Consider the following 26,082-nt stretch of genomic DNA (forward strand, 5'->3'; position numbering starts at 1 on the left):
CGCCTACGACTGTGCGGGCGGCTGCGGCAGGTCCGGTTCGATACCCGTTGCGGTGTCGGCAGCCGGGTGCGACGCGGTCTCGTGAAGCGACGGGGCGGATTGCAGCGCAGCCAGAACGCCGAGCGACCGTTTGATGCGGTCTTCCGCCGTCGTGTCGGTGCGGCTTGCCGCGAGATTCGCGTCGCTGACAGCGCGTACCACCTCGTCGCGCTGTATCTTCACGCCGCGGGGGGCGTCGATTCCAATGCGAACGCTGTCTCCGCGAGAGTCGAGCACGGTGATGACAATATCGTCACCGATGAGGATCTTTTCCCCCGGTTTGCGTGTCAGAACGAGCATCGTTCCAGCTTACCGTTCGCCGTCGCGGCGTCGGCGATTCGTACGCTCCGGCGGCCTTCACCGCGGCCTACGCCTTCACCGGTGACTCCAGCAGCGTCGATCGGCGCATCAGCGCCACGAGCACGGTGCGGGTCGACGCTGACGGCGGCGCAATCTTTGGAACGGCAGACCAGTCGGTTTTTGCGCTGCTCGACACCATCGTCACCGATCTGCGATCGACCACGAACGTCAATGTGGCCACGCACCTCGACGCTCTCGACAAACGGATGGCGATTATGACCGGACAGCGCAGTGAAATCGGTGCCCGCCAAGTGCAGCTGGAACGCGCCCAATCTACTCTGCTCGAAAAATCCGCCACGCTGGATGCCCAACGGTCCGGCATCGAAGACGCCGACCTTGGCCAGGTCATCCTGGATTTGAAATTGCAGGAAGTGACCTATCAGGCCGCCCTCGCTGTGACCGCCCGTGTTCTTCAACCAACCCTGATGGATTTTCTCTCATGAGCACTACCCTCACCAGCCCGCTCCTCAGCTTCGTCGCGCCCCCGCCCGGGTTGGCACCGCTCACCGACTTCTCCCTCAACGAGATCGAAGGAGCCGCGGGCCTGTACTCGCTGCAGGCATCCGCTCAGCCGGCCACACGATTGTTCGTACTCGACGCGGCCATCTTTCTGCCGAACTACACCCCGGCGATCTCCAGCGAGCAGTCGAACGCGCTGTCGCTGACCACGCCCGACGATGCCCTCGTGCTCGTGGTCGTCAACCCGGGCGATAGCACCACCGTGAACCTGATGGCTCCGATCGTGGTCAACGCCCGCACCGGTTCCTGCGCGCAGCTGATTCTCGACGACCAGGACTGGCCCCTGCACGCCGAACTCGGTACCGGCGAACACTGACGCTGCCCCCACTGTGCGGGCCCGGGCCCGGAAAGTGGGCCCACGTTAGATCATGGGCCCGGTTTCCGGGCCCGGGCCCGGTCGATCTGAGCACGAGCACGAGCACGAGCACGAGCACGAGCACGAGCAGCAAACTAGTGCGACTCGGCCTCGACCAGCGCCGCCTCGAACGCGACCCAGGGCAGCATGGCGCACTTCACCCGGGCGGGGTAGCGCGAGACTCCCCCGAAGGCGGCGGCATCGCCGAGAATCTCTTCGTCGGGCTCGATCTTGCCGCGAGAACGCAGCATCTCCCGAAAATTGTCGAGCAGAGCGCGCGCCTCGGTCGTGCCCAAACCCAGCAGGGTGTCGGTGAGAATCGAAGCGGATGCCTGCGAAATCGAGCAGCCCTCACCGGCCCAGACCAGTTCGGTCACCGCGGTATCCGCTGTGTCGTCGGCACCGTTGGCGTCGTTGGCGCCGGTGTCGGCGACCGCGCCGGTGCCGGCGTCGGCACCCAGCGAGACGCGCAGCGTGATCTCGTCGCCGCAGGTCGTGTTGATCTGGTGCGATTCGGCCACCCGCAGGCCGCTCGCGGCCCCGGCAGCGACGGCCTCGGCCAGCGGCGTAAGTTCGACCGCTCCGTGCCGGCCCTTGGAGTGTTCCAGAATGATCGTCTGGTACAGCTGCTGCAGTTCACTCATCGCTTGACTCCAAAGAAAGGACCGACCTCAGCGAGGGTGGCTAGAAACAGGTCGACCTCGTCGGTCGTGTTGTACAGGTATGTGCTCGCCCGGGTAGACGCGGTCACGCCAAGTCGACGGTGCAGCGGCTGGGCGCAGTGATGGCCGACCCGCACGGCGATGCCGGCATCGTCGAGAAGCTGACCAACGTCGTGGGCGTGCACACCGGCCACATCCACGGCGGCGAGGCCGAGACGTTCAACGCCGAGTCCGGGGCCGAGCAGGCGCACACCGCCGATTTCGGCGAGGCCGGCGACCAGGCGCTGGCCCAGCTGGGCCTCCCACTCGGCGACCCGGTGCATGCCGGTCTCGCGCAGGTAATCGACGGCCGCGGCCAGCGCGATCGCCTGCGAGATGCGCTGGGTGCCGGCTTCAAAACGCTGCGGCGGCGCCAGAAACTCGGCTTTCTCCATATCCACCGTGGTGATCATCGACCCGCCGGTGAGAAAGGGCGGCATGTCGGCGAGCAGTTCGGCCTTGCCGTAGAGCGCGCCGATTCCGGTGGGGCCGAGCATTTTATGACCGGAGAAGACGGCGAAGTCCACGTCGAGCACCTTCAGGTCGACCGGCAGGTGCGGCACGGTCTGGCAGGCATCGAGCACAACCAGTGCGCCGACCGTGCGTGCCAAAGCCACCAGTTCGGCTACCGGGTTGATGACACCGGTGACATTGGAGGCGTGCGTGAAGGCGAGGAGTCTCGTTTTGGTGCCGACGACATCCGCTGCAGCCTGCAGGTCGAGGGTGCCGTCGTCGAGCACCGGAATGAAGCGCAAGGTGGCGCCGGTGCGCAGCGCAAGCTGCTGCCAGGGAATGAGGTTGGCGTGGTGTTCCATCTCGGTCACCACGATTTCGTCGCCGGCGCCGAGGCTGAATCGGCGGGCCGCCGGGCCACCGAGGCCGAGCGAGGCGTTGGAGAAGCTGTAGGACAGAAGATTGATGCCCTCGGTCGCATTGGAGGTCCAGACAATTTCATCGGTCTGGGCGCCGACGAACGCGGCGACGGTCTCCCGAGCGGCTTCGAACGCCTCGGTCGCCTCCACAGCGAGCGTGTGGGCGCCGCGGTGCACGGCAGCATTGCGCTGCTCGTAGTACTCCTGCTCGGCTTCCAACACGCTGATCGGGTTCTGCGAGGTCGCGCCCGAGTCGAGGTAGGTAAGCGGATGCCCGTTCACCTGCTGGTGCAGCACCGGAAAGTCATTGCGAATACGTTCAATGTCGATGTTGGTCAGCGGGGCTGACTCGGCGTGCGGGGAACCGGGCTCGGTGGTTGCAGGCGCAGTGGTTTCAGATGGCGTAGCGGCGGACGATGGTGCAAAAGACATCATGCCTCAAGGATATTCCCTCACCCTGAACTCGGGCACCGTTCGGTTCCCCGACCGGGCGGTGGAAAACCCGCGGCCAGCGTGGGAGGCTTAAGGCGTGACCAAGACTGCCGAACACACGGAGCTACGCCAGGACGTGCAACTCGACCGACCGTGGGTGACACTGGTGTGGGACGACCCGGTGAATCTCATGTCTTATGTCGCCTATGTTTTTCGCAGCTACTTCGGGATCACCCCAAAGCAAGCCGAACGGCTGATGCTGCAGGTACACAACAATGGCCGGGCCATCGTGGCCAAAGGCAACCGCGAATCGATGGAACGCCACGTCGAAGCCATGCACGGTTATGGACTCTGGGCGACGCTGGCCAAGGTCGACGAATGAGCGAGCCCCGACGCTTCACCCCGCACGAGTCCGGCGTGCTGCTCGCGCAGTTCGAGCCGATCGAGGTGGATCTGCTCCGCCTGGTCACGAGCCAGCTCGTGGACCTGCTCGAGGACGGCGCCGCCGATCTCGCCCTCGCCCACAGCGACGGCGTCTTCGGCCGTCTGCTGCCGGACGCCTACCATGACGATGACGAGGCGGCAGCCGAATTTCGCCGCTTCACCGCTCCGGATCTACTCGAACGTAAAACGCACAACGCACAGGTCGTGCTGAGCACGCTGGCAGCCGAGCTGCACGAACCAGACCCGACCAGCACAGCGGATGCCGCCGACGAGGAACGCCAGCCGGTCACCATCAGCCTGGACAGCGACGCCGTGCAAGCCTGGCTACGCTGCCTCACCGATCTGCGGTTAACCCTCGCCGACCGGCTGCAGATCTCTCCCGACGGGGTCGTGCACCTCGCCGGCGACGACGCCCCGTTTTTGCGCGAACTCTACGAATGGCTCGGCATGCTGCAAGAAGAACTCGTCTACGCGATCGACGTGTAACCGCAGCGGTTCACCCAGGCAAGACCCCCCACGCGGACACAATCGGGCCGGTAGCTTCACGTCATTATGTAATGCTCCGCGTGCGGTAACCTGCTCTATGAAATTGGCCCCCGCATTGCACGGAGACACATGGACCTCAGCACCCTGACCCAGGTCATCGCCGCACGGCAGCGCAGCGACCTCGACGCGCTCGGGCCGACCGTGCTGCCGCTTGCCGGCGGATCCGAACTGTTCGCTGATCCGCGCCCCCACCTCACCGGCCTCGTCGATCTGCAGGCCTTCGGCTGGCCGGCGCTCACGGTGACCGACGGTCCCAACGCCGGCCTCGTGATCGGAGCGACCTGCACGCTGGCCGAACTGGCCCGGCTGCCGCTGCAGGCGGGATGGTCGGCGCATCCGCTGTTCTATCAGTGCTGCACGGCGCTGTTCGGCTCGTTCAAGGTGTGGAACGTCGCGACCGTCGGCGGCAACCTGGCCACCTCGCTGCCCGCCGGGCCCATGATCACCCTCGCCGTGGCACTCGACGCAGAGCTGCTGGTCTGGCGCGCTGGCGGGCGCAACGAGGTCGTGCCGGCTCGTTCGTTCGTCACCGGCAACATGACCAACGTGCTCGAACCCGGAGACGTGCTGCGCTCGATTCACGTGCCACTCGCCTCGCTGCGGGCCGACACCGCGTACCGCAAGATCGCACTGTCACCGCTCGGCCGCTCCGGCGCGGTGCTCGCCGGGCGCTTGGATACCGCCGATACCGCCGATTCGGGCAGACCGTTCGTGCTCACCGTGACGGCGGCTACGCTGCGCCCGGTGCAACTACGCTACCCTGCTCTGCCCGCCGCCGACATTCTCGCCCACGATATTGCGGGGATCGACTGCTGGTTCACCGATGCCCACGGCGCCGCCGACTGGCGGCGCGCCATGGCTTTCCTGCTCGGTGAAGAGATCCGAAGTGAACTGGATAGTGCGACGACCACAACAGGAGCCCGCCCATGATCTTCGAGGTCAATGGCATCACGGTCGATGCCATACCGACACCCGGCCAATGCCTGCGCACCCTGCTGCGCGAACACGAGCACTTCGAGGTGAAGAAGGGCTGCGACACCGGCGATTGCGGCGCCTGCACCGTGCAGGTCGACGGCATGCCCGTGCACTCCTGCATCTACCCCGCCTTTCGCGCGGCCGGCACACAGATCACGACGGCGGCAGGACTCGGCCAGCCCGGCAATCTTGCCCCGGTGCAGCAGCGCTTCGTCGACGCCGCGGGCTTTCAATGCGGCTTTTGCACGCCCGGCATGGTCGTCACGGCCGCAGCCATCACCCCCGCCGATAGCACCAACGCCAGCGGCAGCGGCAGCGGCAGCGGCACTGCGGATGCCGATATCACCCTCGACGACCTGCCGCGCCTGCTCAAGGGCAACCTCTGCCGCTGCACCGGCTACCGCTCGATCACCGATGCCATTCATGACCGGCATACCCCGCAGGGATCCGGCCAGACCGCGCCGCAGCGTGAGCACCAGAAGACATCGAGCCTCGGTCCGGTGCGCGCGACCGGCCGGGCGGCGACCAGCCCCGTAACGGCCGACCCCGCGACCACCGACCGCGCTGCTCGCAGCCGGCCTTCCGGCAGTGCCGGCACCGTCGGCACCTCCCCCGGCGCGCTCGCGGGCGAGCGTGTGGTGAGCGGGCTGGAACCGTACACTCTCGACGCGGTCGTCCCCGGGCTGCTGCACCTGTCCGTGCTGGGCAGTCCGCACGCACACGCACGCATCCGCTCGATCACGACGGAGACGGCAGCCGCGCTGCCCGGCGTGCACCGGGTGCTCACCCACGCCGACTCCCCCACTACCCTGTTCTCGACGGCGCGGCACGAAAGCCGGTTCGACGATCCCGACGACACCCTGGTCTTCGACCGGATTCTGCGCTTTCACGGCCAGCGCGTCGCCGCGGTCGTGGCCGACTCGGTCGCCATCGCCGAGGCCGCCTGCCGGCTCATCGACGTTGAGTACGAGCTGCTCGACGCCGTGTTCGACCCGCATCTAGCCATTCAACCCGGCGCGCCGCTCGTGCACGGCGATAAAGACCCTGTTGTTTCGCGCCTGGCCGACCCTAAGCGCAACCTCGTAGCCGAACTGCACGGTGAATTCGGCTCTGTCGATGTCGGCCTCGCCCAGGCGAACACCGTGGTCTCCGGAAGCTGGCAGACCCAGCGCATCTCGCACACCCACCTCGAAACGCACGCCACCATGGGCTGGCTCGACAACGACCGGCTGGTACTGCGCACCAGCTCGCAGGTGCCCTTCCTGGTGCAGAAAGAAATCTGCCGCCTGTTCGACCTCGACCCGGCCGGGGTGCGCGTGTTCACCGCGCGAGTCGGCGGCGGCTTCGGCGGCAAGCAGGAACTGCTCACCGAAGATCTCATCAGCCTCGCCGTGCTCACCACCGGACGCCCCGTGCAGTACGAATTCACCCGCACTGACGAGCTGACGATCGCCCCGGTGCGGCACCCGATGACCATCAACGTCACCCTCGGCGCCCGCAACGACGGCCGCCTCACCGCCCTGAAACTCGGCGTGCTCGCCGACACCGGCGCCTACGGCAACCACGCGCCCGGTGTCATGTTTCACGGCACGAGCGAATCCGTCGCGCTCTACAACGTGCCCAATAAGAGAGTGGATGCCCAGAGCGTCTACACCAACAACCCACCGTCGGGCGCCTTCCGCGGCTACGGCCTCGGCCAGATCATCTTCGCGATTGAGTGCGCGCTCGACGAGCTGGCGCGCGAACTCGGCGTGGATCCGTTCGAGCTGCGCCGCCTCAACTCGGTGCGGCCGGGCGACCCCCTCGTGGTGACACACGAAGAAGGGCCCGATCTCGTGTTCGGCAGCTACGGTCTCGACCAGTGCCTCGACCTCGCCGAAGCGGCACTGCACCGCGGCAACGGGGCGTTGATACCGACCGGGCCACAATGGCGGGTCGGCACCGGCATGGCCTCATCGATGATCGCGACCACACCACCACGCGGCCACCGCTCGCAGGCATCCGTTCAGCTGACCGCCGGCGGCCGCTATCTGGTGCGAGTCGGCACGACCGAGTTCGGCAACGGCACCACCACCGTGCACGCCCAGATCGCTGCCACGGCGCTTCGCACCACCGTGGACCGCATTGACCTCGTGCACTCCGATACGGATGCCGTCGGCTACGACACCGGAGCGTTCGGCTCGGCCGGTGTCGTCGTGGCCGGCAAAGCCGTGCTCGCCGCGGCAACCGCGCTGGCCGAGTTGCTCGTTGAAGCTGCGGCGTCGTGCCGCGGCCCGGGCCCGGCTACCGATCCTCGCGCGGGCGCCTGGCAGCTGGAGCGCAACGAGCTGCGCTCGGCCGGCCAGATTCTCCCGCTCGACACCCTGGTGCACTGGGCCGAAGCGAACGACGTGAACCTGACCGTCGAACGGCGCGAAGACGGGGCGCTGCGCTCCCTGGCGTTCAACGTGCAGGCCTTTCGGGTGGCCGTGAACACCGCTACCGGCGAGGTGCGCATTCTGCAGTCCATTCAGGCCGCGGATGCCGGCTTCGTCATGAATCCCGAGCAGTGTCGTGGGCAGATCGAGGGCGGGGTCGCGCAGGCTCTCGGCACCGCCCTGTTCGAAGAGGTCGTGCTCGACGGCGCCGGAACCGTGACGACCCGGGTGCTGCGTAACTACCACGTGCCCCAGCTGGCAGACCTGCCGATCACCGAGGTCTACTTTGCCCAGAGCCACGACGTGCTCGGCCCCTACGGCGCCAAGTCGATGAGCGAGTCCACCTACAACCCGGTCGCACCGGCGCTAGCCAATGCGGTGCGCGACGCGATCGGCATCCGTCCCACCGAACTACCGATGTCACGCGACCGTATCTGGCGCCTGCTGCACGGCTAGCTACGAACGCCCAGTGAATTCTGTGGACTGCAGCGGCGGCGGGTTGTTTGCAAGGTTGCGACGATAAGCTCCGCAGATATGCATCAGTCACGGGGTTCGCAGGTTTTTCGAGGCCACATTTTTCACGTCGCCGGTGCTCCGACGGTCGCCGAAGCTCGCAAGCACCTCGTGTCGGTGCCCGACGGTGCGCTCGTGATCGCGGTCGACGGCACGATTGCCTGGGTCGGACCGTTCGCCGAGCTACCGGCGGCGTTCGCGGCGCTGCCGGTGACTCGAACCGGTTTTATCGTGCCCGGGTTCGTCGATACCCACCTGCATTTTCCGCAGACCTACACAACGGATGCCTACGGTGGCGGTCAGCTGCTCGAGTGGCTCGACGAGTGCGTGTTTCCGGCGGAGTCACGGCTGGAGGACCCGGAGTTTGCCCGCAAGGTCGCGCACGATTTCACCAAACGACGGGTATCCGTGGGCACAACCAGCGCCCTGGTCTTCGGGTCGGCGTTTGCACCAGCGCAGCACGCCCTGTTCGAAGAGACCCAGGCGGCCGGCCTGCGGCTGGTGAGCGGGCGTGGCATTCAAACTGTCGGCACCGACAGCGCCCGCGCCCTGCTCACGAGCGAGCAGGTGGCGATCGAGCTCACGGCCGCCGAAATCGACCGCTGGCACGCCGTCGACACCGGCAACGCCCAGACCGCGCTGCTGCAGGTCGCCATCGTGCCGCGGTTCAGCCTCTCGGTCACCCCGACGACCCTGGCCGCATTGGGCGAGCTCTACGATGCGGTGCGCGGTCGCGGTGTCTATTTTCACAGTCATCTTAATGAGAACAACCGGCCGGGCACGGGCGAGATCGACGCGGTGCGATCGGTGTTCGGCACCGAAACCTACCTCGACACCTACGACGGATGCTTTCTGCCGGGCTCGGCCCGCGGCGGCCAGTCTCTGCTGGGGCGCCGCAGCATCCTCGCCCACGCCGTGCACTGTCAGGACAGCGAGCTGGCCCGCCTCGCCGACACCGGAACCTCGATCGCGCATTGCCCGACGTCGCAGTTTTTTCTCGGCTCGGGCACGATGCCGTGGCGCCGCACGACCGCGTTCGGCGTGAACGTGGCCATCGGAACGGATGTCGGCGGCGGCGACGAATGGCTCATCCCGCGGGTGCTCAACGACTGCTACAAGGCGCACCTGTCTGAGCCGGGTGATGCCGGGGTGGCGCTCGACCCGGCCGCGCTGCTCTTCACCGGCACGCTCGCCGGAGCCCGCGCGCTGGACATGGAGGACCGGTTCGGCAACTTCGACCTCGGCAAAGACGCGGACTTTCTGCTGATCGATCCCGACCGCTGGGAGCCGCTCGCGGTGGTGCTGCACAACGCCGTGCGCGCCGACGATGCCCGGCTCGCCGCCGAACAGACCCTGTTCGCGCTGCTCCTCGCCCTGCGCGAACCCGCGATCACCGGAGTCTATGTGCGCGGCCATCGCGTGAACGTGGCGTAGTGCGCATCTGCTCGTCGAGCCGTGAGTTTCGGCCCATTTTTCGCGCTTTTTGGGCCGGGACTCACGGCTCGGGAGCCGGAAGTCACGGCTCGGCACGATTGTCCTTTTGCGGGAACGCGTAAAACCGCTGCTTCCGCCCACCGATACGCTCCACGTGGGATGTGCGCCAATTCGCGGGGGTTACGCCAGTGAGCGGCACTTGTCGCCGTGGGCATCCGCTGGGCCAGGGCACACTTCGCGGGGGTACGCCAGTGCGCGGGACGTACGTCGACCGAGCCTGACCGGTCCCGCTCGCTGCGCTGGACCTGCGCCAGTACGCGGGAGTTCAAGGTTGGCGAGAACTCCCGCGCCACACGCCGCGCTGCACCTGCGCCAGTGCGTGGGAATTCCGCCTGCAGCGCAGTGGCGCAACGCCCACGCGAGGCGAAAGCGGAGCCGCGCGGCGACTGACCGATGCGCGGATGCTGCGCGAGGGCTTCATCCACCTCGGCGCGGGGCAGGGTGGTCGCGGCCAGCCGCGCGGCATCCATCAGAGTGTCGGCGTCGAGGCAGGGAGCTCCCATCGCGACTTCGTTGGCCCAGCGCTCGACACCGAGGCAGGCATATAGCCGAATTCGCAGGTCCAGCACGTCAGAGGTCAGCACGGTGCCCAATCTCGAAATAACATTGTTACCACGGCACCTCGAGTTCCTCCAGGTCTTCATACACCTGCGTAATGGCCGCGATGCGGGTGCGGGTCTCGCGCACGTGCACGCCCATCGCACCGGTCGCGAGCAGGTTGATCAGGCTCATCGCGGCGGCATAGCTGTCGAAGGCGGAGTCGCTGTCGATCGGGCATTCCAGCCACACCGCCGCGCCGTCGGCGTGCCGCCGGGCCGAGGCGTCGGCGATCAGCACGAGCGGAATCCGTCTGCGCTGGATTGCTGCGACCAGCTGACCGAACCCCGCGGTACGACGACGAAAACCGAAGAGAACGACCACGTCGTGCGGTCCGAGCCCGGCCAGGTCCTCACCGATCGACTGCCCGGGCAGCGGGGCAAGCCGCACGTTCGCACAGGCCTGCGCGAGTTGTTGGCGCAGGTGCAGGGCCAGCGGATAACTGCCCCGCAGCCCGATCACGACCACGTTGCCGGCGTGCGCGATCAGCCGCGCCGCGGCATCCAATCGGCCGTCTTCGAGGGTGTGCAACAGCAGCCGCAGATTTTCCTGCTCACCCTCGAGGTGTGTGGCCAGGCGCGACGGCGTGCCGGCGGATGCTCCCGGCCCACCGACCGGGGCACCGTGGCGGCGCAGGGTGCGTGCGTGTTCGCGCACCTCGGCGGAATCCTGAAAGCCCAGCCGGCGAAAGAGCCGCGACACCGTGGCCTTGGAGACACCGCTGAGCCGGGCCAGTTCCGACGCGTTGTAGACCGCCAGGTCGCTCAGGTGGTCGAGGATGAAGTCGGCCACCCTCTGTTCCTGCGGTGACAATTCGCCGTAGCGACCGTCGATGCGCTGCCCGATATTCATCGTGTCGGTCATGGCGTGGCCGCACGCGCGTCGAGCGCGGAGTCCGGCCCCTCGGCGTCGTACTCGTCGGCGAGGTGGAGCACGGCGTCATCGATGATGTGAACCGGGTCGAGGCCAAACGACCGGTACGCCGTCTCGAGACGGACGCTATTCTGATCGCGGAGCTGCCCCCCTTCGCTCTGCACTCCGACGAGCATCGCCGATCCGTGCACATGGTGCCGGTCGACCGCTTGTGGCAGGCCTTCGTCTACCAGCAGCCGGGCACATTCGCGGGCACCGTAGAGCATGGTCGTGGCCTCGGTGTGGTGGTTGAGGCGCTTGGGTCCCCAGTGGTCGAACAGCATCGACAGGTCGAAGTAGTTGGAACGAATCGGGTTGGTCGACACCGGATCCCCCGGTTCGCGCAGGCCCGCCTCGACGCTGCTGCGCGCCATGATCGCGGCGGCGGCGCGCGGCGAGACCAGAGCGGCCTCGATGCCTGCCCGAGCGGTGCCGTCCACCAGCAGCGTGTGCTCATTCGCGGTGCCGAACACGCTGCGATAGAGCTCTTGCGTCTCGGTCATGTAGCTGGTCATGGCCGGGTCGAACTGGCCCACGAGCTGGGCTGCCATGGCACGCAATACCTGGGGATCCGGGTTGATCGGACCAGGGCCCCTGAGGAGCCGGGTGGGCGGGTTTATCGGAAGGCTGGAAATGTGTTTCACTCCCTCGGCACCGGAAACAGCTGTTTCAAATGCAAGTTTAGGCAGCACACGTTTCACGCACGTTACGGGCGTGGAAATCAGCAACTTTCGCGTCTACAAGGAGCGAGGCGGTGCTGAAGCCGCTTCAACCGCTTTGCGGATGAGACCAGCTCTCCCATCGACGCCGAGGTCTCTTCACTCCGAATTCTGGCCGTAATCTGCAACGTCTGGTTTTGACCGCGCAGCGTCGGCGATTTCTTCCTCCGGCCGCGGCGGGATGGTCTGGTCGACCTCGAGCTCGGGGATGGACGGCTCATCCGGGCCGGGAATGTGGTTCTGATGGGAGCGCTCGAAGTGGAGAGACACGGTGACTCCTTCGGTCGGTTAACACGACAGCGTAGGCGATTTCACTGCCGGGCAGGCTAGAGCAGATGGAAAAGAAGAGCCGAAACTGGCCGACCAGCTCGGGCGAGTCGTCGGCAGCTGTCGCCTCGGGTCCCGCTTCAAAGGCGACCCGGTCGATCGGCCGGCCGGCCGCGAACAAACCGTGCGGCTATTCGCTACGGAATTCCAGAGCAGGACGAACACCGCGACCGCTCCCCAGGTGTTCCCGGTGAACTTTCTGGCCAGGGTGATGCAACGACCGCGGACCATTGGCCGCGTTCGGCGTGCTCTACACAACTCCTTCTCTACCGGGCCTTCCATGCGGTCCGGCGCCTGCGCCGAACGACCGACGAGTCGGTGGCACCGGTAATCACGGCCGCGTAACGGACTCCGGCCCGGTGGCCTCATAGAACGTGACGGGTCAATCGTTCTGCATGGGGACCGTGACGTGACAGTCGCAGGCTTCGATGCCATCGAGCTTGTTCACGCAGACCGTGTTGTCGCCACCCGAAAATTTTCCAGCAGCGTGCTGAGAAATCGGCGTCCCGACAGTCCTAGCACGCACGAACGTGCACATGTACTGGAGGTTTCCCGGTGGGAACCTGGTCATGTGCCGGAATTCGATTCAGAGATCCCATACGCCCGTGCAAACGGGCCTCGGCGTCCGCTCAGGGTGTGAGCATCGTCACGTCAAGCGCGGGCGTAGCGCGACGCGAGTTGGCGCAGGGTGGCTTCGATGCCGGCGGCGTTCTGACGAGGAACGCCGAGCAACTCGAAGACCTTGCCCTGAAGGGCTGGAACGGTGCTGTAGTCGAACGTCTCGGTGACGCGCGTAGACGTGGGCGTGAGCGGCGTGAGTTCCCAGCGCCACCGGTGTCCCGCGGGGTGACGCCACTCTAGAAGCCGACCGTCTTCGATGCGCGTCACCGTGCTGGTGATGCGATACGGAACGCCGAACTGCTTCATCGCTACCGAGAATTTCGCGCCCTGGGTGAGCCGCCGCGGCCCCGACACCATACCGCCGACGGTGCCCGAGCCGTCCAGCTCACCGTGACGGTGCGGATCAGCCACCAACGCAAAGACGTCTTCGGCCGAAGCCGGCACCTCAACAGAGCGCGCGACTTTGCGAGGCCCTTGCTCAACCTGTTTCACCGTCATACTGCTCAGCCTAGGTGGGGACTGTCACTTAGACGGTGTTTCCGGCCTGACGCGCTGCACGTGGGTCTTTCGGGAGTCGCATCGATGCAGCGAATCGCCGCTACGCGGGGTCGACAAGGTCGCCGTCATCCTCATCGCCCCAGGACTCAACAAGCGTGATCTGCCCGCGCGAATCGCGAATCGAAAGCACGAGCGCAATGATTGCGGTCGCGATTCCGATAACGCCCAGGGGGTTCGCGATACCAATAGCGATACCCAACGCAGGCTCTGTGGGGCCGCTGACGATTGTCTGCAAACCGCGAGGTGTTGAATCTGGAAGCGTGAGTCCCAACAAGAGTCCACTCACGCCTGATGCAATGAAAAACGCGTATGTTATCGCGCGAGTTTCGAACCCTCGACGCGCCGTGCGTCGTACCGCGAGCCCCGTGAACACCAGCAAGGCGGCAAAAATCACACCCAGCGTTGCCGCGTAGATGATGGTGAGGTCGCCACCGATCCCGAAGAGGTGGCGGCCGAAAGAGATCCACGCGGCGACCGCGATACCAGCAACCACGACCACACCACCCGTGTGCCCTGAGCGCGAGGCACCAGGCGTCGCGCGAACTCGAATTACGCTGTACGTCATCACGCGCTCTCAATCACTGTGCTCGCCACAATCGTAACCATGGAAGTGCGTGCGCATGCGCACCTCCAAAGATGGACAAGCCGAACGGCCAATTGGTCGGGCTGACAGGATTTGAACCTGCGACCCCCTGACTCGCGGTGCAAGCTCTTAGCCGGTACGGGCCGCAGTGCTACGCGAGCGCTTATGCCGGCGCGGTGGCGCTATCCACGAGTGCCAGATCGCTGAACGATGCCCGACCAGGCACAAACCGAGTGGGGCTCCGTCGACATCGAGCAGCGGAGCCGACAGCGCTGGGTAGCCGCCGATGGCCGCGAGACAGGTCAGCGCGAGGGTGGCGCTGCGGGCATGGTCAAGGGTTTCCGGGTCGCTGGGCGCCGTCGACGCGGTGCTCGGCAGCAGCAACACGCGACCGTTCGTAATCTGGTCGAGCTCGCGCGCGACCCCGCGCGACCGCAGCCGTTGGCGGCGAAAAAGACTGCGGCTGAAGAATCTGAGGGCACATCGGGCACCTTCCGAGCCGGGACTTTGCTTTGGTCGAGCGTATCGGCACCATTGTCTACTCGTGAGCGCGCACAAGTCACGGCCGCTGACCTGTCCCCCTGCCGAGCCGTGAGTTTCGGGCTGAAAGCGCCACCGAGTCGTGAGTTTCGAGCTGAAAAAGCCGCGATCGAGGCTCAGACTCACGGCTCGCCGCACGAAACTCACGGCTCGGCGCACAACGCACACGACGCGCACCACCCGAGCAGGAACGGCCGCAAAACCCTACGATGGCAGGCATGCAGACGCCGCCTCTCCGTACCGCCGGGCTCGTGCTGGCCGCCGGAGCCGGCACGCGCTACGGTCAGCCCAAAGCGCTCGTGCACGATGCAGGGCACTCCTGGCTGCGGCATGCCGTCGACGTGCTTATCGCGAGCGGATGCTCCCCCGTGATCGTCGTTCTGGGTGCCCGCGGCACCGAGGCCGCGCAGCTGCTGGCCCAGACCGAACCGGCATCGCCCCGACCGGAACCGACGCCATCCGTTTTGGTCGTGCAGGCTGACGACTGGGCGGAGGGACTCTCCGCCTCGCTGCGTGCCGGGCTGCGCTGCGCCCTCGATCAGCCCGACCTGCTCGCCGTCGCGGTGGTTCCGGTGGATGTGCCCGATTTAACTACGGCCACGATCGCTCGGATGCTCGGCGCGGCACCGCAGACGCAGACGCGGATCAGCGAGCACACCCTGCGTCAGGCCCGGTTTGCCGGCCGGCCCGGGCATCCGGTGGTGATCGGTCGCGCCCACTGGGCGCCGCTGATTGCGGTCGCAACGGGCGACACCGGTGCCGGCCCATACCTCCGCGCCCATGACACAGAGGTGATTGAGTGCGGCGATCTGGGCACCGGACGTGATGTTGACCGACCGCGCTAACTCCCGGCCGGAACCCGGCTGAAAGCCGCATAGGCCCGCGCTGCGCCGGGGTGCGCGGTCAGGGCCTCCGCGAGAGTGTCGAGGCGCGCACGCGGGTCGCCGGCCAGGCGCAGCATCCGCTCACAGGCGTCACGCAAATCGGCAACGGTGGCCGTGTTGGGCGGCAGAGAGGTGCCCACGCCCGCCGCGTCGAGTGCGGCCGCACCGGCGAACTGGTCGGTGGAGAACGGCAGCACCACGAGCGGCACCCCCGCCGTCATCGCCTCGGTGACCGAATTGTTGCCGCCGTGCGTCACGGCGAGGGCGGCCTGCTGCAGCAGCCGCACCTGCGGGAGGAACCCGCGCACCAGCCAGGAGTCGGGCACGGGCCCCAAATCGGCGGGCGACGTCGCCCCGACAGCCAGGGCCACCCGCACCGGCAGGTCGCGCAAGGCCGAAGTAACACGCGCGAGCACATCGCCGCGCACCGAGAGAAAACTTCCAAAACTCACGTAGACCACGGGTAGCGAACTCTGCGCCAACCAGGCTTCGACCTCGGGATCTTCGGCCTCCGACCGCACGGCCGACCCGAGAAACACGTGCGGTGGCAGCACATCCGTGCGCGCCTGCGGATGCAGTTCGGACGGGTAGTTCAGCAGCAGCAGGTCTCCGCATTCCTGAAAAGCATCCCGGCTGGGCGCCGCGTTCGGGTCCAGCTCGCGCAGGGCATCGTTCCACTGGGCGGTGAACTCATCGCGCACGGCCTCGCACTGCAGTTCCAGCAGGGCGAGTTCCTGTGGTTCCGGCGAGAACACGGCCGGCCAGGCCGGCGGGTAGCCGTAGACTTCCCTGCCAACGGGCAACGCCGACGGATGTCCCAGTAGGACGTCTGCGTACGGTACGCCGGCGCTCAGCAGGCCGAGCCGGGCGCTGAAAGCGAGGTGATCCACGATCACCTGATCCGGCTGCACCCGGGCGACGATGCGCTGCACCGCACGGGCGATCGCAACCGGGTTGTAGAGCAGATCGTTGCTGCGAGCCTGGGCTTGAAACCGCAGGGTGTCGACCATACCGCGGCGGGTGGCGTCGAAGAACCCGCGCAGAGCATCGTCTTCGCCGGTGGGCTGCTGGTCGACCCGGATCGTGCCGGGGTTGGACCCGCGCCCCAATTGCAGGTGCTCCCGCTCGAACCCGAACTCGGTCACAATATGGGCCGTAGCCGGTCCGCTCGCCACCACGACGCGTTCGCCGGCCTGCGCCCAGGCGGTGCCGAGGGTTGCCAGCGGATACAGGTGGGAGGCGTAGTCCGGGCTGATGATCAGCAGGGTCATGAGGCGCTCAATTCCCAGGCGATCGGCTCGGTCGTCACAGCCACGTCGCGGTATACCTCGGTGAGAGTTCGTGCCATGGCCTCAATCGTAAAGTTATTCGCCACCATGCGGCGGCCTCGGTCCGCATTGGCTCCTCCCCGCACTCCGGCCGCCTCCGTGAGAGCCTCGGCGATGGATCGCGCCAGGGCGTTGCCGTCACCGGTATCGACCAGAAAACCGGTCACGCCGTGCTCGACATAGGTGGCCGGTCCGCCGCCGTTGGGCGCGACGACCAAAAGCCCGGTGGCCATCGCCTCGAGCAGCGCGATGCCGAACTCCTCCTTCATGCTCGCGCAGACATACACCCCGAACGGTGCCGCCAGTCCTGGCCGCCCATACCGCACGGCCGCCAGCCACCGGGCCACCGTGTCGTTGGCCCGGTGCCCGGCCAGCAAGAGCCCCCGCGCGGCAGCCGCAGCGCCCGCCGAATCCGCAATCCCCGCCGAACCCGCCGAACCCACCGGGCCGGCCAGGGCAGCGTGCATGCGCCGCAATTCTGCACGTTCATCAGAAGACGGATGCCGCAGGTCGCCGCCCACAATCAGCAAATTGCAGCGGCCCTGCAGGATCGGGTCCTGGCTCCACGCCTCAACCAGGGCAGCCATGCCCTTCACCCGGTGCAGTCGACCAACGCTGATCAGCACCGGCAGGCCGCGCCGCTCGGGCGGAAGGGTAGCCAGTAGCTCGTCGAGCTGATCGAGTGCCACGGCAGCGGGTTCAAGCGCAGCCCGGGCATGGTCATCGCTGGCGACCAGCAAACCCCCACCGGTCAGACCGAGCGATCCGAGCACATCGGTGCGGGAGCGGTCGATCACAGCGAGGTCGATCCCCTCGGGAATGACGGAGTGCCGTTCCGGGTCGGCCTCGATGTCGATGCCGACCAGCCGCTCGATGTCCTGCTTCAGCTGCGGACGCGGAAACAGCACGGTGTGGGCGGCATCCGCTGCAAGCCGTTGCACCAGGCGGGCGCGAAACCAGAAGTGCTCGGTGGTATCGACAGAGCCGAAGTTGGCCCGGGTGAGCGCGCCGGTGGACTCGAGTGAGTCGATCACGCCGTGCGGGTCCGGCGCTACGGTGAACACCACGGGAATGTCGAGGTCGCGAGCCACGGTCGCCGCCGCGAGGCTGCCGACATCCGCCATGCGCAGGTGAATCGCGTCGACCAGACCGGCCGAGCGCAGGATGCGGCGAATCCCGCGCTGGGCAGCGACCCGGCGCGGCCACGCGTCGATCGACGCCACGGCACCGCCGACAAACGGCACGGCCGCGAAGGAGTGCCCCGGTCGGGTTGATCCGACATCGGCAAGGTTATCGAGGGCGCTTTCGTGGGAGCCGCGGGACATCGTGATGACTCGATCTATCTCGGCCGATCCCCGCCGTTCATTTGGGCTGTCCGGCCTGCCCACGAGGGCGTCGCCGAGGCGTACCAGCAGGGTGGCGATGCCACCGTTGTCCCCGGCACCCACCTGGGAGAGCTCACCATCGATATCGGCGTGCAGAAACAACTGGGCGATCGTCGCGCCCTGGCCGGCGCTCTGCCATGGCGCTTGGGATTCCGGCGTCGGCGTCGCCGTGAGGTCGAACAGGGCCAGTCGGGCGACGGCTGCGAGAGCGCTGCTGTCGCCGTTGCCCGATGCCACGGCATCCGCTTGTGAGATTTCGCTCAAGAGGGCCATGACGGCCGAGTTCGGGGCGCGGTCCCCTAGCGCCGCGATCGCGGCGACACGAGCGTGCAGGCTCTCGGTGACATCGGCGGCGACCCGCCGCAGCAGGCGTTCCGGAACCCGGCCGGGAACAAGGCCGATGGTTTCCACCAGTCGAGCCCGGGCATCCACCGTACGGGTGCCGAGCAGCGTGCCTTCGAGAAACAGGCCCACCTGATCGGCCGCCGATGAACCCCACTGCTCCAGGGTGCGCTGGGCGAGCATGCCGGTGAAACCCCCCTCCCGCACGAGCGTGACCAGACCCGCAATCGCGTCGTAGCGGGGCAGCCGGGTGCCGAACGCCCACGCTGCGTGCTCACGCAGAAACGCCTCATCGTGGTGCAGCAGAGCAACGAGGACCTCGTCGGCGGAATCGTCGAAAACCTGCGCGAGGGCATGCACCGCCGCGATGGCCGTGAGCTGGTCACTCGTGTCGGTCGCCGCCTGGGCCAGCAGTCGCACGGCCCGCGGGCCCCCATCACGGGCAGCAGCCACCGTGAGGTCGTCAGCGCGACGGATGCCATCCAGAATGGTTGCGGCAGCGCGCTGCGCGTCCAGGGCGGTGTGAGTTGACACGGGCAGCTCCTCCTCGCGAACTTCTCCGCGGATCGAACACGGCAATTCGGGATCGCCGCGAGTGAACGGGGGTTGATTGGGCAGTTCCACGCCGACGGTGCGACCGACCGCAGGTGCAACCGGATGATCTAGCTAGCTTAGTTAGCTAAAGCATCAATCGTCATCATTGCATGAATGAACGCGCCCAGGCTGGGAGACTTCCGATATTGCCGCTCGCACTCCCCGATCCCTCCCGGGCATAAATGGAGCGATATTCTATCCACTAGAGCGTGACTCCATTCAATCTATTGTCCGCCGGGCGACAATTTACGCTTCAGGGCAGGGCAGGATGGAGGTATGACACGCTCAGCTCCCATCGAAGACATCAACGAAGGCGATCTGGTCGTCACGGCGCCCAAGAAGCAAGCGGCGGGTGTTGAAGCCGTACTGGTGGCACTTGACCGGGGAATCGCCCAGGCCGGTGTGGCGCGCACCGCCCGTTCGCTGTTGCGTTTGAACCAGCGCGATGGCACGGACTGCCCCGGATGCGCCTGGCCCGAGTCCCAGGGCCACCGCAAGACCGCGGAATTCTGCGAAAACGGCGCGAAAGCCGTTGCCGAAGAAAGCACGCTGCGCACGGTGACGCCGGAGTTCTGGGCCGAGCATTCCATTGCCGAGCTGGCCACCAAGACCGAGTATTGGCTGGGTAATCAGGGTCGAATCACCCACCCGGTTGTAATTCGACCTGGCGACACGCATTACTCGCAGATCTCGTGGGATGACGCCTTCGAGCTCATCGGTGAGCAGATTCGCGCCACCGTGCCCGATCGCACCGTCTTCTACACTTCGGGCCGCACCGCCAATGAGTCGGCCTTTCTCTATCAGCTGTTCGCCCGGTCGATCGGCACGAACAACCTGCCGGACTGCTCCAACATGTGCCACGAATCCTCGGGTTCGGCGCTGAACCCCACAATCGGAATCGGCAAGGGAACGGTCTCGCTGGAAGATATTCATCAGGCCGAGCTCATTCTGGTGGTCGGCCAAAACCCGGGCACCAACCACCCGCGCATGCTTTCGGCCCTGGCCGAATGCAAAGACAACGGCGGCCGGATCGTGGCCGTCAACCCGCTGCCCGAAGCTGGATTGTTCAACTTCATGGATCCGCAGACTCCGAAGGGCATTCTCGGCAAGGGCACCAACCTGGCCGATGAGTTTCTGCAAATCAAGGTCGGCGGCGACCTGGCCCTGTTTCAGGCGCTCGGCCACCTGCTGCTCGAGCACGAGGCGCGCGTGCCCGGATCGGTCATTGACCACGAGTTCGTCGCGGCGAACACCGACGGAATCGAAGCCTACCGCGCAGCCCGCTCCGTGATCGACTGGGCGGAGACGAAGAAGGCCACCGGACTTGAACGCGCCGCCATTGAGACCGTGGCGGAGTTGCTCGTGGCGAGCAGGGCCACGATCATCTGCTGGGCACTCGGTCTCACGCAGCAGCCGCACTCCGTGAACACCCTCAAGGAGATCATCAACCTGCTTCTGCTGCAGGGAAACTTCGGCAAGCCCGGCGCGGGTGCCTGCCCGGTTCGCGGTCACTCCAACGTGCAGGGCGACCGCACCATGGGCGTTTGGGAGAAGCCGAAGGAGGACATGCTCGCCGCGCTCGACGCCGAGTTCGGCATCATCTCCCCCCGCAAGCACGGCCTCGACTCCGTCGACACAGTGGATGCCTTTGTGCACAACCGGGTAGACGTCTTCGTGTCAATGGGCGGCAACTTCGCCCTTGCCTGCTCCGATACCGACATGCTCGAGAAGGCGATGCAACGTGTCGGCCTCACCGTACACGTGTCGACCAAGCCCAACCGCTCGCACGTGATGCACGGCAAGACCTCACTCATTCTGCCCACCCTCGGCCGCACGGACACCGACGACAAGCATCCGTCTGGTCGGCAGGTACTCTCGGTGGAAGATTCCATGTCGGTCGTGCGTACCACCCAGGGCCGACTGGATCCGGTCTCCGACCACCTCCTCGCCGAACCGGTGATCGTCGCGCGTATGGCCAGGGCCACGCTCGGCGACGACCACGCGGTCGACTGGAAGGCAATGTCCGAGAACTACGACGTCATTCGCGACCACATCTCCCGCGTGCTGCCCGGCTTCGACGATTTCAACACCCGGCTCAAGACCAAGAACGGGTTCGTGCTGCCCAACCCGCCGCGCGACACGCGCACCTTTGCCACCGACATCGGTCTGGCCCGGTTCACGGTGAGCCCGATCGAGTACCTGTCGGCCCCCGAGGGCCACCTGATTCTGCAGACCATCCGCAGCCACGACCAGTACAACACCACGTTCTACGGGCTCGACGACCGGTACCGCGGCATCAAAAACGGGCGTCGGGTCATTCTCATCCACGAAGACGACGTCACCGAGCTGGGCTTTGCCGACCGCGACATGGTCGACGTGATCAGCACCTTCCAGGGCGTGGAACGTCGGGCGAACGAGTTTCGTCTGGTGGTCTATCCCACCCCGCGCGGCTGCGCCGCAGCGTATTTTCCGGAGGCGAACGCTCTGATGCACCGCGAGCTCGTGGCCCGTGAGTCGAACACCCCGGGCTACAAGGCCATGACCGTGCGGTTCATCGCGCACGAACCGGTCGCAGCGCCGCAGCCCCGATGACCGCCAACCCCACCTGGACCGGCCACGTCTTCATCGCGACGAGCGTCGACGGCTACATCGCCCGACCGGACGGCGCACTCGACTGGCTGATCGACCGACCGGGGCCAACCGGAGACGGCGGTTACGCTGAGTTCACGGCCAGGATCGATCATATGCTGATGGGTCGCGGCACCTACGAAGCTGTGGCGGCCTTCGATCCCTGGCCGTACACGAGGATGCAGGTCCTGGTGCTCAGCAGCACCCTGAGCACGACCGACGATCGCGTCACCGTAGTGCGCAGCCTCGATGAGGCAGTCAAGGCACTCACCGCCGCCGGCGCCGAACGGGTGTACGTCGACGGCGGCCGGGTCATCACCTCCTGCCTGGCTGCCGGCCTCATCGACGACCTCGTGGTCACCCGCGTTCCGGTACTGCTCGGTGCCGGCCTGCCGCTGTTCGGGGCGCTCCCGACGGATGTTCAGCTCGAGTCGCTGGGTACGGCGCCGATCGGCGGCGGCATGGTGCAGGAACGGTACGCGGTGCGGCGCTAAGCCTCGACCCGCTCGTTCTCAACGCTGCGCTCGTTCTCAACGATGCGCTCGCCCCCGGCATAGATCACCATCGAGTTGCCGCGGAGAAAGCCGACGAGCGTCATGCCCACCTCGCTCGCGAACTCCGCCGCGAGCGAGGACGGTGCCGAGACGGCGGCCAGCACCGGTATGCCGGCCATCAGCGCCTTCTGGGTGAGTTCAAAACTGGCCCGACTCGAGACCATGAGCACGGTGCCGGTCAGCGGCAACCGGTTCTCTTTGACCGCCCAGCCGATCACCTTGTCGACGGCGTTATGCCGGCCGACGTCTTCGCGCAACACCAGCATGCGCCCGGTGGCGGCATCGAACAGGCCCGCCGCGTGAATACCGCCGGTCTTCTCGAACACGTTCTGCCCGGCGCGCAGCTGCTCGGGAAAGGTCGTGAGCAGTTCAGCGTCCACTCGCACCGCGTCATCCGCTATGGAAAACGCTGACTTGGTGCGTACGGCGTCGATGCTCTCCTTGCCGCACAGGCCGCAGGAACTGGTCGTGAGCAACGAACGCTCCAGGCTCGGCGCGGGCGGCGCGACACCGGCCCCGAGGGTGACGTCGAGCACGTTGTAGGTGTTGACGCCATCGACGCTCGCCCCGGCGCAATAGCGTGCGGTATTGAAATCATCACCCTGGGTGATGACCCCCTCGGAGACGAGAAATCCAGCCGCGAGGTCAATATCATTGCCCGGCGTGCGCATCGTGACGGCGAGACGGCGGCCGTTGACCCGAATCTCCAGCGGTTCTTCGACCGCGAGCAGGTCTTCGCCGGCCCGGGCGGGGGTGCCGATCGTGAGCCGGGTGATTCTGCGTCGCGCGGTTATTCTGCTCATACTGAAAGTCTGGCACGCGTCGCTTTAGACAGTGACTGGGGTGAGCCGAACGTTGGTGCCCGGAACGGCCGGCGCGCTGCCGGGGCAGCACGTAAACTCGGTGAAATTCGCGACATGCCGTGATTTTAGGCACAACAGCTCGGCGTGTTGCACTTTCGCCGAGGTAACGTACCGCCTGGCCGGCCATTCCGTTCAGGCGCGCTCAGTTCACGCTCAGCGTTCCGGCGCTGCGTTCCGGCGCTGCGTTCCGGCGCTGCGTTCCGGCTTAGCCGCCGATGTAGGACATTTCAATTTTCTTGGCACCGGAGGCCCGCAGCTCGCTGGTCTTGGCGCTGCGCAGCTGGGAATATCGGTCGGTGCGTTCGCGCCAGAGGTGCGCCATCACGGTGGAGAGTTCCTCGTCGGAGCAGCCGCCGCGCATGAGCGCTCGCAGGTCGTGGCCCTCGGTGGCGAACAGGCAGGTGAACAGTTTGCCGTCGGTAGAGATGCGGGCCCGCGAGCAGGTGTGGCAGAACGACTGGGTCACGCTGGAGATGACGCCGATTTCGCCGCCGCCATCCTGGTAGCGCCAGCGGCGTGAGGTCTCGCCGCTGTAGTTCGGAGCGATCTCCTCCAGCGGCAGCTCGGCGTGGATGCGCTCGATCACATCTTTCGACGGCACGACCGCGCCCATCTCCCAACCGTTGCTGGTGCCCACGTCCATGAACTCGATGAACCTCAAGATGTATGGCGTGCCCTTGAAATGCCGGGCCATGGCCACGATGTCCTGGTCGTTCTTGCCGCGCTGCACGACCATGTTGACCTTGATCGGACCGAGCCCGACCGCTTCGGCTACGTCGATGCCGTGCAGCACCTTCGCGACCGGAAATTTCACGTCATTCATGGTGCGAAAGGTGGTGTCGTCGAGGGAATCAAGCGACACGGTGACGCGCTTCAGCCCGGCATCTTTGAGGGCCTGCGCCTTCACGGCCAGCGCAGACCCATTCGTCGTGAGGGCGATATCGATTTCGCCACCGGAGGGGGTGCGCAGCTCGGCCAGCTGCGCGATGAGATCTTCGAGTCCCTTGCGCAGCAGCGGTTCGCCGCCGGTCAATCGAATCTTCTCCACGCCGTGCGCAACGCTCACGCTCGCGAGCCGGGTCAGTTCCTCAAAGCTGAGCAGTTCGTCGTGCTCCATGAACGCAAAGTCCCGGCCGAAAATCTCTTTCGGCATGCAGTACACGCAGCGAAAGTTGCACCGGTCGGTCACGCTCAAGCGCAGGTCATGCAGCGGCCGATTCAACCGGTCGGTGACGGTCCCGGTCGGGGTTTCCAACTGCACCGGAATATCCGACCGCTCGCGAAAGAAGCGCGGAACTGGTTCTGCATTGTCGGCGCCGGTCATGGTTCCACCCTAATCCTCGTGCCCCAACCGGGCGCGCTCAGAACACCGGTTCTAAGCGAATGCCGGGTTCACCGTTCTCAGCTGCTGACCCACAGGAATGGCCCGGGCCGGAAGAAACCGGCCAGGGCCATCCGCTGGTCTGGTGCAGTTAGGGAGCGGGCGTGCAGCCGCTGCTGCTAGCCCTTCACGTAACCATTGGGGTTCAGCACGTACTTTGTCGCCGCACCGGCGTCGAACTCCTTGTAGCCGCGCGGAGCATCCTCCAGGCTGATGGCCTTGGCGTTGACGGCCTTGGCAATCTGCACCTTGTCGTGCAGGATCGCCATCATCAGCTGGCGGTTGTACTTCATCACCGGGCACTGACCGGTCGTGAAGGACAGCGACTTGGCCCAGCCGAGGCCGAGCCGGATCGACAGCGAGCCGACCTTGGCGGCGTCATCCTTGGCACCCGGGTCACCCGTGACGTACAACCCCGGGATGCCGAGCGCACCACCGGCGGCGGTGATCGTCATAAGCGAGTTGAGCACGGTGGCCGGAGCCTCGTGATCGGCGTCCTTGCCGTGCCCGCGCGCCTCAAAGCCGACGGCGTCGACACCGGCATCGACCTCCGGCACGCCGAGGATCTGCTCGATCTGCTCCCCCGGCTCGCCCTTGCTGAGGTCAATGGTCTCGCAGCCGAAGCTGCGAGCCTGGGCGAGGCGCTCTTCGTTCATATCACCGACGATGACGACGGCCGCACCGAGCAGCTGGGCCGAGACGGCGGCTGCGAGGCCGACCGGGCCGGCTCCGGCCACGTAGACGGTCGATCCGACTCCGGCACCGGCCGTGTAGGCCCCGTGGAACCCGGTCGGGAATATATCGGAGAGCATGGTGAGGTCCATGATCTTTTCGAGCGCCTGATCCCGGTCTGGAAACTTGAGCAGGTTCCAGTCGGCGTAGGGAACGAGTACATACTCGGCCTGGCCGCCCACCCAACCGCCCATGTCGACGTAGCCGTAGGCGCTACCCGGGCGGTCCGGGTTGACGTTGAGGCAAATACCGGTCTTGCGTTCCTTGCAGTTGCGACAACGACCGCAGCTGATATTGAACGGCACCGACACGATATCGCCGACCTTGATGAATTCGACATCTGGTCCGCACTCCACCACTTCGCCGGTGATTTCGTGACCCAGCACCAGATTGCTCGGTGCGGTGGTGCGACCACGCACCATGTGCTGGTCCGAACCGCAAATGTTGGTGGTCACGGTCTTGAGAATGACGCCGTGCGGTACCTTGCGGCCGACGTTGGCCGGGTTGACGCCCGGTCCGTCTTTGAGTTCGAACGTGGGGTAGTCGATGTCGATAACCTCGACGACTCCGGCGCTCTTGTAGGCAACTGCTCTGTTCCCCGTCATGAACTACCTTCCTCATTTTTCTGCGCGGACAGGTCGAACCCGATCTGCCCGCAGTGGATGAACGCTGCTGAGAATGACTGCAGCCCTCTCACTCCATCACCGTTCCCAAAAATTACAATCAGGCAATTCTCAGCCATCGACCCGATCCAGTCCGCTAGTGGTTAGCCGGCCCACGCACCGGCCGGCGCGGCCGTACCCAACGGGACATAGTCCGAAAACCGCTCGCATGGCGGGGTACCGAGAGAAACTGCTGCACCCCGCC

General features: G+C 66.1%; 25 protein-coding genes. 10 read left to right on the forward strand and 15 right to left on the reverse strand.

Going from position 1 to position 26,082, the window contains the following annotated elements; translation table 11 throughout:
* Window positions 1–3 precede the first annotated feature (3 nt).
* Window positions 4–339 (reverse strand): carbon storage regulator, encoded by a 336-nt coding sequence (locus QMK22_RS04355; RefSeq protein WP_283496396.1) that lies wholly within the window; start codon window positions 337–339, stop codon window positions 4–6.
* Here QMK22_RS04355 and QMK22_RS04360 point away from each other — a divergent pair.
* The gene (locus QMK22_RS04360) at window positions 324–842 is read left to right on the forward strand and encodes a flagellin (RefSeq protein WP_283496397.1); all 519 of its coding nucleotides are present in this window, start codon (window positions 324–326) and stop codon (window positions 840–842) included. The genes QMK22_RS04355 and QMK22_RS04360 overlap by 16 nt on opposite strands.
* Window positions 839–1,234, forward strand: coding sequence for a flagellar assembly protein FliW (gene fliW / locus QMK22_RS04365; protein ID WP_283496398.1), 396 nt, complete (start codon window positions 839–841; stop codon window positions 1,232–1,234). Before QMK22_RS04360 ends, fliW begins: the two co-directional genes overlap by 4 nt.
* A 134-nt stretch (window positions 1,235–1,368) precedes the next feature.
* On the opposite strand, the gene sufU is transcribed toward fliW, so the two are convergent.
* On the reverse strand, window positions 1,369–1,917 hold the full coding sequence (sufU, locus tag QMK22_RS04370; RefSeq protein WP_283496399.1) for a Fe-S cluster assembly sulfur transfer protein SufU: 549 nt from the start codon (window positions 1,915–1,917) through the stop codon (window positions 1,369–1,371).
* Window positions 1,914–3,281: a cysteine desulfurase gene (locus tag QMK22_RS04375; RefSeq protein ID WP_283496400.1), complete on the reverse strand. Its 1,368-nt coding sequence runs from the start codon at window positions 3,279–3,281 to the stop codon at window positions 1,914–1,916. Before QMK22_RS04375 ends, sufU begins: the two co-directional genes overlap by 4 nt.
* 94 nt (window positions 3,282–3,375) lie before the next feature.
* Here QMK22_RS04375 and clpS point away from each other — a divergent pair, with 94 nt between their 5' ends.
* The 5 genes from clpS to QMK22_RS04400 all read left to right on the forward strand — a co-directional run bounded on the left by clpS (window position 3,376) and on the right by QMK22_RS04400 (window position 9,607).
* Window positions 3,376–3,660, forward strand: coding sequence for an ATP-dependent Clp protease adapter ClpS (gene clpS / locus QMK22_RS04380; RefSeq protein ID WP_283496401.1), 285 nt, complete (start codon window positions 3,376–3,378; stop codon window positions 3,658–3,660).
* The gene (locus tag QMK22_RS04385; RefSeq protein ID WP_283496402.1) at window positions 3,657–4,208 is read left to right on the forward strand and encodes a DUF2017 family protein; all 552 of its coding nucleotides are present in this window, start codon (window positions 3,657–3,659) and stop codon (window positions 4,206–4,208) included. Before clpS ends, QMK22_RS04385 begins: the two co-directional genes overlap by 4 nt.
* A gap of 129 nt (window positions 4,209–4,337) precedes the next feature.
* Window positions 4,338–5,198: an FAD binding domain-containing protein gene (locus QMK22_RS04390; RefSeq protein ID WP_283496403.1), complete on the forward strand. Its 861-nt coding sequence runs from the start codon at window positions 4,338–4,340 to the stop codon at window positions 5,196–5,198.
* Window positions 5,195–8,116, forward strand: a complete 2,922-nt coding sequence (locus tag QMK22_RS04395) for a molybdopterin-dependent oxidoreductase (protein WP_283496404.1) — start codon at window positions 5,195–5,197, stop codon at window positions 8,114–8,116. Before QMK22_RS04390 ends, QMK22_RS04395 begins: the two co-directional genes overlap by 4 nt.
* A gap of 78 nt (window positions 8,117–8,194) precedes the next feature.
* Window positions 8,195–9,607, forward strand: a complete 1,413-nt coding sequence (locus tag QMK22_RS04400) for an amidohydrolase family protein (protein ID WP_283496405.1) — start codon at window positions 8,195–8,197, stop codon at window positions 9,605–9,607.
* Here QMK22_RS04400 and QMK22_RS17525 read toward each other — a convergent pair.
* The 7 genes from QMK22_RS17525 to QMK22_RS04430 all read right to left on the reverse strand — a co-directional run bounded on the left by QMK22_RS17525 (window position 9,574) and on the right by QMK22_RS04430 (window position 14,371).
* Window positions 9,574–10,311, reverse strand: a complete 738-nt coding sequence (locus QMK22_RS17525; RefSeq protein WP_502857026.1) for a 2-oxo-4-hydroxy-4-carboxy-5-ureidoimidazoline decarboxylase — start codon at window positions 10,309–10,311, stop codon at window positions 9,574–9,576. The two genes, QMK22_RS04400 and QMK22_RS17525, sit on opposite strands and share 34 nt — an antisense overlap.
* Window positions 10,277–11,128: a MurR/RpiR family transcriptional regulator gene (locus QMK22_RS04405; RefSeq protein ID WP_283496406.1), complete on the reverse strand. Its 852-nt coding sequence runs from the start codon at window positions 11,126–11,128 to the stop codon at window positions 10,277–10,279. Before QMK22_RS04405 ends, QMK22_RS17525 begins: the two co-directional genes overlap by 35 nt.
* Complete coding sequence (locus QMK22_RS04410) at window positions 11,125–11,727, reverse strand: pyridoxal-phosphate-dependent aminotransferase family protein (RefSeq protein ID WP_283496407.1); 603 nt, start codon at window positions 11,725–11,727, stop codon at window positions 11,125–11,127. Before QMK22_RS04410 ends, QMK22_RS04405 begins: the two co-directional genes overlap by 4 nt.
* A 267-nt stretch (window positions 11,728–11,994) precedes the next feature.
* Complete coding sequence (locus tag QMK22_RS04415; RefSeq protein WP_283496408.1) at window positions 11,995–12,165, reverse strand: hypothetical protein; 171 nt, start codon at window positions 12,163–12,165, stop codon at window positions 11,995–11,997.
* A 708-nt stretch (window positions 12,166–12,873) separates the two neighbouring features.
* Complete coding sequence (locus QMK22_RS04420) at window positions 12,874–13,341, reverse strand: SRPBCC family protein (protein WP_283496409.1); 468 nt, start codon at window positions 13,339–13,341, stop codon at window positions 12,874–12,876.
* Between the two features lie 100 nt (window positions 13,342–13,441).
* The gene (locus QMK22_RS04425; protein ID WP_283496410.1) at window positions 13,442–13,894 is read right to left on the reverse strand and encodes a hypothetical protein; all 453 of its coding nucleotides are present in this window, start codon (window positions 13,892–13,894) and stop codon (window positions 13,442–13,444) included.
* A gap of 219 nt (window positions 13,895–14,113) precedes the next feature.
* Window positions 14,114–14,371 (reverse strand): hypothetical protein, encoded by a 258-nt coding sequence (locus tag QMK22_RS04430; protein ID WP_283496411.1) that lies wholly within the window; start codon window positions 14,369–14,371, stop codon window positions 14,114–14,116.
* Window positions 14,372–14,742: 371 nt separating this feature from the next.
* Here QMK22_RS04430 and QMK22_RS04435 point away from each other — a divergent pair, with 371 nt between their 5' ends.
* Entirely contained in the window at window positions 14,743–15,369 is a 627-nt protein-coding gene (locus QMK22_RS04435) for a nucleotidyltransferase family protein (RefSeq protein WP_283496412.1), read from the forward strand.
* On the opposite strand, the gene QMK22_RS04440 is transcribed toward QMK22_RS04435, so the two are convergent.
* Together QMK22_RS04440 and QMK22_RS04445 are read right to left on the reverse strand one after the other, a co-directional pair.
* Entirely contained in the window at window positions 15,366–16,679 is a 1,314-nt protein-coding gene (locus QMK22_RS04440; protein ID WP_283496413.1) for a nucleotide disphospho-sugar-binding domain-containing protein, read from the reverse strand. The two genes, QMK22_RS04435 and QMK22_RS04440, sit on opposite strands and share 4 nt — an antisense overlap.
* Window positions 16,676–18,997: a glycosyltransferase gene (locus tag QMK22_RS04445; protein ID WP_283496414.1), complete on the reverse strand. Its 2,322-nt coding sequence runs from the start codon at window positions 18,995–18,997 to the stop codon at window positions 16,676–16,678. Before QMK22_RS04445 ends, QMK22_RS04440 begins: the two co-directional genes overlap by 4 nt.
* 336 nt (window positions 18,998–19,333) lie before the next feature.
* On the opposite strand from QMK22_RS04445, the gene QMK22_RS04450 reads away from it, so the two are divergent.
* Both QMK22_RS04450 and QMK22_RS04455 read left to right on the forward strand, forming a co-directional pair.
* Window positions 19,334–21,649 carry an FdhF/YdeP family oxidoreductase gene (locus QMK22_RS04450; protein ID WP_283496415.1) on the forward strand — a complete coding sequence of 772 codons (2,316 nt, stop codon included), beginning with the start codon at window positions 19,334–19,336 and terminating at the stop codon, window positions 21,647–21,649.
* Window positions 21,646–22,179, forward strand: a complete 534-nt coding sequence (locus QMK22_RS04455) for a dihydrofolate reductase family protein (protein WP_283496416.1) — start codon at window positions 21,646–21,648, stop codon at window positions 22,177–22,179. The genes QMK22_RS04450 and QMK22_RS04455 overlap by 4 nt, the downstream gene beginning before the upstream one ends.
* On the opposite strand, the gene fdhD is transcribed toward QMK22_RS04455, so the two are convergent.
* The 3 genes from fdhD to fdhA all read right to left on the reverse strand — a co-directional run bounded on the left by fdhD (window position 22,176) and on the right by fdhA (window position 25,820).
* On the reverse strand, window positions 22,176–23,042 hold the full coding sequence (gene fdhD / locus QMK22_RS04460; protein WP_283496417.1) for a formate dehydrogenase accessory sulfurtransferase FdhD: 867 nt from the start codon (window positions 23,040–23,042) through the stop codon (window positions 22,176–22,178). The genes QMK22_RS04455 and fdhD overlap by 4 nt on opposite strands.
* A gap of 265 nt (window positions 23,043–23,307) precedes the next feature.
* Window positions 23,308–24,426, reverse strand: coding sequence for a GTP 3',8-cyclase MoaA (gene moaA, locus QMK22_RS04465; RefSeq protein WP_283496418.1), 1,119 nt, complete (start codon window positions 24,424–24,426; stop codon window positions 23,308–23,310).
* 176 nt (window positions 24,427–24,602) lie between these two features.
* Window positions 24,603–25,820, reverse strand: a complete 1,218-nt coding sequence (fdhA, locus tag QMK22_RS04470; RefSeq protein WP_283496419.1) for a formaldehyde dehydrogenase, glutathione-independent — start codon at window positions 25,818–25,820, stop codon at window positions 24,603–24,605.
* Window positions 25,821–26,082 lie beyond the last annotated feature (262 nt).

Source organism: Cryobacterium sp. PH29-G1, assembly GCF_030063365.1.
In the GTDB taxonomy this organism is placed as follows: Bacteria; Actinomycetota; Actinomycetes; order Actinomycetales; family Microbacteriaceae; genus Cryobacterium.

What these genes read in the sequence shown, in the direction of transcription:
- QMK22_RS04395 (WP_283496404.1), top strand. Translation starts at nt 5,195, where the DNA reads ATGATCTTCGAGGTCAATGGCATCACGGTCGATGCCATACCGACACCC.
- QMK22_RS04405 (WP_283496406.1), bottom strand. Translation starts at nt 11,128, where the DNA reads ATGACCGACACGATGAATATCGGGCAGCGCATCGACGGTCGCTACGGC.
- QMK22_RS04420 (WP_283496409.1), bottom strand. Translation starts at nt 13,341, where the DNA reads ATGACGGTGAAACAGGTTGAGCAAGGGCCTCGCAAAGTCGCGCGCTCT.
- QMK22_RS04440 (WP_283496413.1), bottom strand. Translation starts at nt 16,679, where the DNA reads ATGACCCTGCTGATCATCAGCCCGGACTACGCCTCCCACCTGTATCCG.
- moaA (WP_283496418.1), bottom strand. Translation starts at nt 24,426, where the DNA reads ATGACCGGCGCCGACAATGCAGAACCAGTTCCGCGCTTCTTTCGCGAG.
- QMK22_RS04455 (WP_283496416.1), top strand. Translation starts at nt 21,646, where the DNA reads ATGACCGCCAACCCCACCTGGACCGGCCACGTCTTCATCGCGACGAGC.
- sufU (WP_283496399.1), bottom strand. Translation starts at nt 1,917, where the DNA reads ATGAGTGAACTGCAGCAGCTGTACCAGACGATCATTCTGGAACACTCC.
- QMK22_RS04450 (WP_283496415.1), top strand. Translation starts at nt 19,334, where the DNA reads ATGACACGCTCAGCTCCCATCGAAGACATCAACGAAGGCGATCTGGTC.
- fliW (WP_283496398.1), top strand. Translation starts at nt 839, where the DNA reads ATGAGCACTACCCTCACCAGCCCGCTCCTCAGCTTCGTCGCGCCCCCG.
- QMK22_RS17525 (WP_502857026.1), bottom strand. Translation starts at nt 10,311, where the DNA reads ATGAAGACCTGGAGGAACTCGAGGTGCCGTGGTAACAATGTTATTTCG.
- QMK22_RS04435 (WP_283496412.1), top strand. Translation starts at nt 14,743, where the DNA reads ATGCAGACGCCGCCTCTCCGTACCGCCGGGCTCGTGCTGGCCGCCGGA.
- QMK22_RS04375 (WP_283496400.1), bottom strand. Translation starts at nt 3,281, where the DNA reads ATGATGTCTTTTGCACCATCGTCCGCCGCTACGCCATCTGAAACCACT.
- QMK22_RS04410 (WP_283496407.1), bottom strand. Translation starts at nt 11,727, where the DNA reads ATGGCAGCCCAGCTCGTGGGCCAGTTCGACCCGGCCATGACCAGCTAC.
- QMK22_RS04355 (WP_283496396.1), bottom strand. Translation starts at nt 339, where the DNA reads ATGCTCGTTCTGACACGCAAACCGGGGGAAAAGATCCTCATCGGTGAC.
- fdhA (WP_283496419.1), bottom strand. Translation starts at nt 25,820, where the DNA reads ATGACGGGGAACAGAGCAGTTGCCTACAAGAGCGCCGGAGTCGTCGAG.
- QMK22_RS04390 (WP_283496403.1), top strand. Translation starts at nt 4,338, where the DNA reads ATGGACCTCAGCACCCTGACCCAGGTCATCGCCGCACGGCAGCGCAGC.
- fdhD (WP_283496417.1), bottom strand. Translation starts at nt 23,042, where the DNA reads ATGAGCAGAATAACCGCGCGACGCAGAATCACCCGGCTCACGATCGGC.
- QMK22_RS04385 (WP_283496402.1), top strand. Translation starts at nt 3,657, where the DNA reads ATGAGCGAGCCCCGACGCTTCACCCCGCACGAGTCCGGCGTGCTGCTC.
- QMK22_RS04400 (WP_283496405.1), top strand. Translation starts at nt 8,195, where the DNA reads ATGCATCAGTCACGGGGTTCGCAGGTTTTTCGAGGCCACATTTTTCAC.